The organism is Massilia sp. P2_C2 (assembly GCF_056404615.1).
In genome coordinates, this window is record NZ_JBFUDR010000250.1 from 1 (window position 1) to 9,474 (window position 9,474).

Annotated in this window: 7 protein-coding genes; 2 read left to right on the forward strand and 5 right to left on the reverse strand. The window is 65.3% G+C overall.

Annotated features, from left to right (window positions below; translation table 11 throughout):
- Window positions 1-170: 170 nt before the first annotated feature.
- Window positions 171-671 carry an Lrp/AsnC family transcriptional regulator gene (locus AC1DYX_RS23220; RefSeq protein WP_477263234.1) on the forward strand — a complete coding sequence of 167 codons (501 nt, stop codon included), beginning with the start codon at window positions 171-173 and terminating at the stop codon, window positions 669-671.
- Window position 672: 1 nt separating this feature from the next.
- On the opposite strand, the gene AC1DYX_RS23225 is transcribed toward AC1DYX_RS23220, so the two are convergent.
- From AC1DYX_RS23225 to AC1DYX_RS23245, 5 genes are all read right to left on the reverse strand, one after another.
- Window positions 673-1,719: an SGNH/GDSL hydrolase family protein gene (locus AC1DYX_RS23225; protein ID WP_477263246.1), complete on the reverse strand. Its 1,047-nt coding sequence runs from the start codon at window positions 1,717-1,719 to the stop codon at window positions 673-675.
- Window positions 1,719-2,933: a glycoside hydrolase family 27 protein gene (locus AC1DYX_RS23230; protein ID WP_477263236.1), complete on the reverse strand. Its 1,215-nt coding sequence runs from the start codon at window positions 2,931-2,933 to the stop codon at window positions 1,719-1,721. Before AC1DYX_RS23230 ends, AC1DYX_RS23225 begins: the two co-directional genes overlap by 1 nt.
- Window positions 2,933-4,249, reverse strand: a complete 1,317-nt coding sequence (locus AC1DYX_RS23235) for a glycoside hydrolase 5 family protein (RefSeq protein ID WP_477263238.1) — start codon at window positions 4,247-4,249, stop codon at window positions 2,933-2,935. Before AC1DYX_RS23235 ends, AC1DYX_RS23230 begins: the two co-directional genes overlap by 1 nt.
- Before the next feature lie 97 nt (window positions 4,250-4,346).
- A complete protein-coding gene (locus AC1DYX_RS23240) occupies window positions 4,347-6,596 on the reverse strand; it encodes a glycoside hydrolase family 3 C-terminal domain-containing protein (protein WP_477263240.1) in 2,250 nt (749 codons plus the stop codon).
- 89 nt (window positions 6,597-6,685) lie between these two features.
- Window positions 6,686-7,960 (reverse strand): sugar MFS transporter, encoded by a 1,275-nt coding sequence (locus AC1DYX_RS23245; RefSeq protein ID WP_477263242.1) that lies wholly within the window; start codon window positions 7,958-7,960, stop codon window positions 6,686-6,688.
- Window positions 7,961-8,277: 317 nt separating this feature from the next.
- On the opposite strand from AC1DYX_RS23245, the gene AC1DYX_RS23250 reads away from it, so the two are divergent.
- Window positions 8,278-9,324 carry a LacI family DNA-binding transcriptional regulator gene (locus tag AC1DYX_RS23250; protein WP_477263244.1) on the forward strand — a complete coding sequence of 349 codons (1,047 nt, stop codon included), beginning with the start codon at window positions 8,278-8,280 and terminating at the stop codon, window positions 9,322-9,324.
- Window positions 9,325-9,474 lie beyond the last annotated feature (150 nt).

Below are 9,474 nucleotides of genomic sequence, written 5' to 3' on the forward strand. Positions count from 1 at the left end.
GGCACAGGGTGCCCACCCTACGTCGGTGTGACGTATCCTCGTCAGCACAGCCCGCGTCATCTTGGAAACCAGTATAGACCCGCACCCCCAGCATTAAATTTCAATGAATTCCCCCCGTCTGACGATTTGCGCAATAAAATTGCGAGGTAAGCGAAGCCTGTGGAGAATTCATGTCAAAAATCGAGCTGGATAAAACCGACCGTAAAATCCTGGCCATCCTCCAGTCGGATGGCCGGCTGTCCAACCAGGACGTGGCCGAGCGCGTCAGCCTGTCGCCGTCGCCCTGTCTGCGGCGCATCAAGCGCCTGGAAGAGGCTGGTGTCATCCGGCAATATGTCGCCCTGCTCGATCCGGACAAGCTGGGCCTGGGCCTGCTGGCCTATGTGAATGTTCGTCTGGAAAAACACAGCGAAGGCGCGCCGAATGCGCGCGTGCCGGCAACGTCGCCGCGCTTCGATTTCGCGCAGGCCGTGTCGACCTGGCCAGAAGTCGTGGCCTGCTATGCGATGACGGGAGAAATGGATTTCCTGCTGCGCGTGCACGTGGAAGACATGGACCACTTCTCGCGCTTCATGATGGGCACCCTGCTGCGCCATCCGGCCGTGCTGGACGTGAAATCGAGCTTTGCCCTGCAGCGCATCAAGGAAACGACGGCCTTGCCGATCGTTTGAACTACCAGCCGGATACGCGCCGCAACTGCGGCAGGAGTTCCTGCGCCATGGCCGCATGCTGGGCCGTCGTCGGGTGATCGTTGATCGCGTCACCCGTCTGGTGCGCCATCGGTGCAAGCAGGCGCACGCGCGCGTTGCCCACACGCGCCATCGCCTCCCGGATATATCCGATCAACGCCGTTTTCTCGCCACCCTCGAGCATGGCGCCCTCGGTCAGCGCGATCCGCGCATGCGGATGGTCGCGCAGCAGCCGGCGCAGGAACGTCGTATATGCATCGACATAGGCCGTACGTTCCGGAACGCCGGGTGCAAAATCGTTGGTGCCGATCGCCACGACGATCAGGTCCGCAGCGTAGTCGCCCTGGTTCCACTGCGCCGGATGCGCGGCATCCGCGATCGCGAGATCGTAGAACGCAGGCAGTTGGAACTCGTCGGTCCGGTCGTTCCAGCTGCGTACCAGTCCCCGGCCGCCGTAGCAGACCAGTTGCACCTGCGCGTCGAGCGAGCGCGCCACCAGCATGCCGTACGAAAGCCTCGGGTTCCACCAGTCCGGCGTGTCCTTGTCGCCGGCGCCGCGTTCCATGTCGGCGCCGCAGGTGACGGAATCGCCCAGCACGAGCATGCGCCGCTTGGGCAGCGCGGGCGCGGCGCGAAACCTCCCGTCGGCCGTGAAGCGTGCAATGGACGTCACGCCCAGCCACGTCTCGCTGCGATGCACGAGTTTCACCTTGTGCGGGCCCGGTGCCGCGCCCCTGAACACGTCGTAAGACTTCATTTGCGGCGACAGATGCAGCGTTCCGGCCGGCTTGCCGTCCACGACGACGTCGACGAGGCTGTTGGCACTGCCCGCGGCATCGACGGCGAGCCGGGTACCGTCGACCGCGAGCGACAACGTCACGCCGGGATAGCCGAAGCGCACCGCGCCATCGGGCTCCTCCACCGTACGGCCCATGCGCGCGACGCGGGCGTCACTGGCGCTGATGGTCTGGTCGGCCGCCGCCGAAGCCGCGCACAAGGCCAGCAACGCGGACAGCAGCAGCCGACGCATCACACGCCCTTCTTCAGGCGCAGCAGCAGAACGCCATGCGAAGGCACGGTCGCGTCGAGGCGGCGGCTCGTGTCGCCGGTCTTGCCGGTCCACGCATCCGTCCAGCGCCAGGTGGCTTTCGTGAAGTCGAGTTCATGCTTGAATACCTCGTCGTTGATCACGTTCTGCTTCCAGTCGTAGTGCAGCGGCAGCGGCGCCTCGCCGCGGTTCAGCACCATGAAGGCCCACTCGTCGTTCGCGAGCGGCTTGGCCCACAGTTCGACCTGCCCCTGCTTCCAGAAGCGCAGCGCCGGCACGCCCAGCGGGTCCTGGTTGATGGCGATGACGTCGCGGCGGCCGATGATCTTCTTCACCGAGTCCGGCATCGAGCGCAGGTCGTTGCCGAGAATGAGCGGCGAATTCATCATCGACCAGATCGAGAAGTGGGCGCGGTCCTCGTCTTCCGTCATGCCCATGCCGACTTCCAGCATGTCCATGTCGTTCCAGTGGCCTGGACCCGCGTACTTGCGCAGGCCCGCCTGCATGTCGAGGATGCGCATCACGCCCCACCGGGACCAGGTATCGGCGCTCTTTTCGCAATCCCAGCACGGGTAGATGTCGCCCGTCGTGCGCCACGAGTGGCCGACGCTGGCAGCCCACTCCCACGGCTTGTTGTCGCCCCATTCGCACATGCTGAACAGGATGGGCCGATTAGCCGCGCGGATCGCGTCGCGCATCGTCGTGTAGGCGCCGACCGCGTTCAGGCCCTTGCTCTCGCACCAGTCGTATTTCAGGTAATCGATGCCCCAGGCGGCGTACGTCTTCGCGTCCTGGTATTCGTGGCCGCGGCTACCGGGGCGGCCGCCACAGGTCTTGTCGCCGACGTCCGAATAAATGCCCAGCTTGAGGCCGCGCGCGTGCACGTAGTCGGACAGTGCCTTCATCCCTGACGGGAAGCGCTGCGGGTCCGGCTGGATGTCGCCGTGTTCGTCGCGCGCGCCGTGCCAGCAGTCGTCGATGTTGATGTACTGGTAGCCGGCATCCTTCAGGCCCGTTTTTACCATCGCGTCGGCCGTCTCGCGGATCAGCTTTTCGTCGATATCGCAGGCGAATTTGTTCCAGCTGTTCCAGCCCATCTGCGGCGTGGCCGCGAGGCCGTCGAATTTTTGCGCCCAGGTGGCGGCCGGGGACGCCGCGATGGTCGCGGCAAGGATCAGGGAGGCACTACGTTTCACTATTTAGCTCCAATCGTCTTCAGGCGTTTATCGTGGTCCGCGATCAACTGGAGCGAGCTGGCATCGCTGTCGAACACGGAATAAAGGCCCTGCTCTTCCTGAGGCGGATCGCCGACGAAGTCGTTACCCGGCTTCCACCAGTAATCCGCATTGGCCGCGCGGCCCGCACCACCCCAGGCCCAGAAGTTCCACCCGGCGACCGGATCGCCCGCTGCGGCGCGCTTCTCCAGCGTCGTGAAGACTTCGTTGTAGAAGCGGTCGCGAACCCTGGTCGAGGCCTTGATGTCGAACGAGCCGCCGTCGCGGTTCAGGCCGAACTCCTCCAGCACGATCGGCTTGCCCAACTGCCTGGCATAGTCGACGTGCACGTTCAGGTAGTGGCTGGCCTTCTCCATCATGCCGTTCCACGTGGCGTCGGGCCGCTTCGGATCGAACCAGCCCCAGTTCGCAGGCCACAGGTGGTACGTCAGATAGGCGATGTCCGGCGTGCGATGCGCATCCAGGTACAGCTGCGCATCCTGCGCGGAACCGGCCAGGCCCTCGCTGCCCGTGCTGACCATGTGGTTCCCGTCGAGCAGGCGGATGTAGTGGGCCGTGTCGCCGATCCACTTCACGTACGTCGCCTTTTGTTCCGGCGTGGACTTGCTGTTGCCGGGGCGCGGTTCGTTCGCGAGCTGCCACGACAGGATCGTCGGGTCGTCGCGGTAAGGCTTCTTCGTCACCGTGTTCGTGCGCTGGACGATCTTCGCGATCACGTTGCGGTATTCGGCCTGGGCGCGCGCGTTCGTATAGAACGTCGCGTTTTCGGCCATGAAGCGCTCGTAGTCCTTGCTCACGTTCGGATCGTGCGCGAGCGAGCCGGTGAACCAGTTCAGGTACTGGGTCATCCCGCCGGACCACTGCCAGAAATTATTCAGGTAGAGCACGGCCGTCATGTCACGCTTCGCAAGTTCGGCCATCAAAAAGTCCAGGCCCTGCAGCAGCTTCTCGTCGTACTGCCCGGGCGCGCTGGTCGTGGCGGGGCTGACGGCACTCTTCATTGCCGTCTTTTCCGACACGGCCAGCACGCGCACGTTGTTGATGCCGAGCGCCTTCATGCGGTCCAGCTCCTTGACGAGGCGGGCCCGCTGGCCGACGGCCGTCGGTGAACCGAGATAGCCGCCATACCAGAAGTTCGCGCCGGCGATCATGTAGCGCTGGCCGTTGCGTTCGAAATGGCTGTCCTTGACGGCCACGAAGCCGTCGTTACCCGCATGGGCCGTACCTGCCGTCAGCAGGGCGGCGGCCAGAGCGATGCTGYCGAACTTGCGTTGCATGAGTGTAGTCTCCTCGCGCTCTTTGATAGAACGTCAAAATGTGGATCATGCGCCGCCCACTTGGCGGTGGGCGGCAGGGAAGCAGGAAAAACCGGGATCAGCGCTGCGGACGGCCGCGCACGTCGAGCGTGGACGCCGGCAGGTCGACCGTCACGCTGGTCGCGTTCTTGCCGGCGGCGTCTTCGGCCAGCACCAGCTTGTACTTGCCCTTGGCGATGCGCCAGGTCTTGGACTTCTCGTCGAACATGCCGAGGATGCGCGGCTCGACGACGACGTCGACCTCTTTCGATTCACCCGGCTGCAGGGCAACCTTGTCCCAGCCGGCCAGGCGCTTCGGCGCTTCCCACTTCGCCGCCAGCGGCGAGACGTACACCTGCGGCACGTCCTTGCCGGCGACGTTGCCCGTGTTCGTGACCTTGAAGCGCACGTGCAGGCGGCCACCCTTCACCTGGCTCGCCAGGCTGGAATAGCTGAACGTCGTGTACGACAGGCCGTGACCGAACGGGAACAGCGGGGTCAGGCCCTGCTTGTCGAACCATTTGTAGCCGACGGCCGCGCCTTCCTTGTACTCGACCGTGAAGCGCTGCTCGGGCTGTTTCGGATCGCCATCCAGCGTCGGACGCGGCAGTTGCTGCTCGGAGACCGGGAACGTGGCCGGCAGGTGGCCGGACGGATTGACGGCGCCGAACAGCACGCGCGCGATCGCCTCGCCGCCGCTGGTGCCCGGATACCAGGCTTCCAGCACGGCCGGGGTCTTCGATACCCACGGCATGGCGACCGGACCGCCCGTCTCCAGTACGACGACGGTGCGTGCATTGGCGCCGGCGACGCTGTCGATCAGCTTGTCCTGGTTGTCCGGCAGCGCCATCGACATCGCATCGTTCGCTTCGCCGATCCACTGGGTTGCGAACACGAGCGCCACGTCGGCCTGCGCGGCCACGCGCGCGGCGCGCGCGGGGTCAAGGCCGTCGTCGTACACGACCTTCGCATCCGGTGCCAGCGCTTTGACGGCGCGCAGCGGCGACGACGGGTGGTACACGACCGGGCCCGGCCAGATCTTCGGCTCCAGGCCCGGCACGGCATTGCCGCCGACCGGATACACCTGCGACGAACCGCCGCCCGACAGCACGCCCACGTCGGCATGGCCGCCGATGACGGCGATGGTCTTCACGTCTTTCGACAGCGGCAGCACGCGGTTGTCGTTCTTCAGCAGGACGATGCCCTCTTCCGCCGTCGCGCGGCTGACGGCGCCGTTCTTCGCGAAGTCGATCTTGCCGTCCTGTGCGACCGGATTGTCGACGACGCCCTTGGCGAACATGGCGCGCACGATGCGCGTGGCCATGTCGTCGAGGCGCGCTTCCGACACGTAGCCGTTCTTGACGGCTTCTTCCAGCGCGCCGTTGAAGTACGGCGACTTGTCGAATTCCTGGCCCGACTGGCGGTCCAGGCCATTGTTCGCGGCCTGCACGGTGCTGTGGGTCGCGCCCCAGTCGGACATCACATAGCCCTTGAAGCCCCAATCCTTCTTGAGGACTTCGTTCAGCAGGTAGTCGTTTTCGCACGCATAGGTGCCGAACACGCGGTTGTACGAGCACATGACGGAGGCGGCGTCGGACTGCTCCAGCGCGATCTGCATCGCGAGCAGGTCGGACATGCGGGCCGCGGCCTTGTCGATATGGACGTCCAGTTGCTCGCGGCCCGTTTCCTGGTCGTTCAGCGCATAGTGCTTGACGGTCGAGATCACGTGGTTCGACTCGATGCCCTTGACGGCGTGGCCGACGATCGTACCGGCCAGCAGCGGGTCCTCGCCCGCGTATTCGAAGTTACGGCCGTTGCGCGGGTCGCGCATCAGGTTCACGCCGCCCGCCAGCATCACGTTGAAGCCGGAGTCGCGTGCCTCGGAGCCGATCATCGCGCCGCCGGCATAGGCCATCTGCGTGTCCCAGGTCGACGCGGTGGCCAGGCCGGACGGCAGCTGGGTGCGCTCGCGCGGGGTCGGGGTGGCCTGGGTGGCGACGCCGAGACCGGCGTCCGTTTCCCACATGTCGGGCAGGCCGAGGCGCGGGGTGCCCGGCACGTAGCCGGCCGAGAACGGGATCGCGGCTGCGGGCGGTTTGGTGYCCTTCGGGGCGAACGAGGTGCCGAAATAGCCGAACACCCAGCGCAGTTTTTCTTCGCGGGTCATGGCCTTGACGGCGAGTTGGGCACGCTGGTCGGCGCTCAGGGACTTGTCCAGCCACGGCTTTGCGGCCGGTGCGGCAGGTGCGTCGGCGGCGGCGGCAGGGATGGAGGACAACGGGAAGGCGGCGGCCAGGGCCGCGACGAGGGTCAGGTGACGGAAACGCATGGGGCGGAACTCTCTTCGGGTAGGTCGTTATCGATGTTATGCGATACAAGACCGCCGCGGACGGGCCGCGGCGGCAGACGGATCGGAGGTCAGACGGCCTTCACGTCCACGTACATGCGGGCGTATTTCGCGCCGAAGTACAGGATGAAAGCGTAGCACGCGGCCGGGACCAGGAACGAGGGCTGCAGGCCGATGACGTCCGCGGCCTGCGCCTGGATCACCGGCACGACGGCGCCGCCCGCGATGGCCATCACCAGCAGGCCGGAGCCCTGGCTGGTCTGCGGGCCCAGTTCATGCACCGACATGCTGAAGATGGTCGGGAACATGATCGAGTTGAACAGGCCGACGGCCAGCACGGCCCACATCGCGAAGTGGCCATGGCCGAACGTGGTCGCGACCAGCAGCGCGATGCACACGGCGGCGTTGAACGCGAGGACCTTGCCCGGGCTGACGGTGCGCATCACGGCCGAACCGATGAAGCGGCCGACCATCGCGCCGCCCCAATAGTAGGCGACGTAGTTCGCACCGACCTCGGGCGTGAAGCCGGCGATGGAAGCGTCGCCCATGTAGTTGATCAGGAAGCTGCCGATGCTGACCTCGGCGCCGACGTACACGAAGATCGCCAGCACGCCCAGCATCAGGCGCTTCTGCTTGAAGATCGAACCGGTGCTCACCGCGCCGGTGTCCTCGTCGCGGATGATCGGCAGGCGGATCACGGCGAACAGGATGGCCAGGATCGCCAGCGTGGCGGCCAGGCCCAGGTAGGGACCCTGCACGGCCTGCGCCTGTGCCAGTTTCTCGGCGGCGGTCATGTTGTTCGGATCGGCGACCGTCGAGATGTGCGACAGGATCAGGTAGCCACCGACCGGCGGGCCGACGAAGGTGCCGAAGGAATTCAGGGCCTGGGTCAGGTTCAGGCGGCTCGACGCGGTGGCCGGCGCACCCAGTACGGTGACGTACGGGTTCGCCGCGACCTGCAGGATGGTGATGCCGCCGGCCAGCACGAACAGCGCGAACAGGAACAGCGCGTACACGCTGGTGGCGGCCGGGTAGAACAGCGCGGCGCCGACGGCGCACACGGCCAGGCCGGCCACGGCGCCGGCTTTATAGCCGATGCGGCGGATCAGCGCGCCGGCCGGGATCGACAGCAGGAAGTAACCGCTGAAGAAGGCCAGGTTGACCATCATCGCCTGTACATACGTCAGGTTGTACACCGACTTCAGGTGCGGGATCAGGATGTCGTTCAGCGACGTCAGCAGGCCCCACATGAAGAACAGGGCGGTGACGACCGTCAGCGCAAAGGTGTAGTTGGCGGGCTGAGCCCGGTCGGCAGGCGCGATTGCGGCCTGTGAAGCGCGATCCATGGTGGTCTCCTGGAAATGTTACCGCTAACTTATAAATTAGCAACTTTATTGTGAAAAATATTCTGCATACGCAGGATGGGAGGGTCAAACGGGGGATCCAATTCGGGGGCTAGTTTAGTCAGACGCCACTAAACATTCGCATCCCTCTTATGAAATCGGTTTCGTACATGAGAATATACCGGGCAAACCTCTGTTTAGTAAAGCCGACTAAACTTCTTCCGAACCATGGGTTCGCGTTTGACCAACGGGATTTTCATATGCAAGACTGCATTCATACCAGCGGCGTCCCGGACGTCCGCAACGATACCGGAGTTAGTGTGAATCCCGAACCCCAACGCACCCCAGTGGACGGCAGCGGCCCGGCGCCGGTCACGATCCGCGACCTGGCCAAGTACGCCGGCGTTTCGGCCGGCACGATCTCGCGGGCCCTGAAAAACGAGCCCGGCCTGACGGAAAGCACGCGCCAGATGGTGTTGTCGGCAGCCCACGAACTGGGGTATGACTTTTGTAAATTGCGTCGCAAGCGCATCCGGCGCCTCACTTTTTTGTTGCATCGACAACACAATACGGCGGCCAGCAGCCCGTTCTACTCGCCCGTGCTGCACGGCGCCGAGGAAGCCTGCCGCAAGCAGGGCATCGTGCTGTCGTTCATGGCGGTCGGCCCGGCCGACGGCGTGACGGAACAATTGCGCATGCATGCGCCGGACGCGATCGTGTGCGCCGGATTCTTCGAACCCGAGCTGCTGGGCGCCCTGCGCGCCAGCGGCAAGCCCCTCGTCCTCATCGACATGAAGCTGCGCGGCTACAGCTCCGTCAATCCGGACAACCACATGGGCGGCTACCTTGCGACGAAGCACCTGATCTCGCTGGGCCGCGAACGCATCGGCATGATCTCCGGCTCGCTCGGCCACTACAGCATCCGCGAGCGCAACCGCGGCTATCGCCAGGCCCTGTTCGAGGCCGGCATGCTGGCCGACCCGCGCCTGGAAGCGACCTTGCCGGACGGCGTCGACCTCGAGACGGGCGCCTACGAGGCGATGCAGGCCCTGCTCGACCAGCCGCACCCGCCCGACGCCGTGTTCTGTTACAACGACGCAACAGCCCTCGTCGCGATGCGCGCCTGCCTGGCGGCCGGGAAGACGGTGCCGCACGACGTCTCGATCGTCGGCTTCGACGACATCCCGGGCGCCGTGCTGGGCCACCGTCCGCTGACGACGCTGCGCATCAACAAGAAGGAGCTGGGCGCGCTGGGCGTCGAACTGCTGCTGCGCGGCCCGCAGGACCCGCCGCTGGAACAGGTGGCGCCCGTGGAACTTGTCGTGCGCGCCAGTACTGTCTGCGAGGACTTCCGCATCCGTAAATAATGGCACGTCGAAAAACCTACTGCGCGTTGCAGGGACATTCTGCGATGCTCCGCGACGGCGGACCGGCTGTACTCTCGTACAGCTGCGCTTCTCGAACGCCCCTGCGGCCGCTCGCGACGGTTTTCCGAGGTGCCATACGCCGTTCCACTC

Bases quoted from the DNA above. Each gene is read 5' to 3' on its own strand.
- AC1DYX_RS23245 (WP_477263242.1), bottom strand. From the start codon at position 7,960: ATGGATCGCGCTTCACAGGCCGCAATCGCGCCTGCCGACCGGGCTCAG.
- AC1DYX_RS23220 (WP_477263234.1), top strand. From the start codon at position 171: ATGTCAAAAATCGAGCTGGATAAAACCGACCGTAAAATCCTGGCCATC.
- AC1DYX_RS23225 (WP_477263246.1), bottom strand. From the start codon at position 1,719: ATGCGTCGGCTGCTGCTGTCCGCGTTGCTGGCCTTGTGCGCGGCTTCG.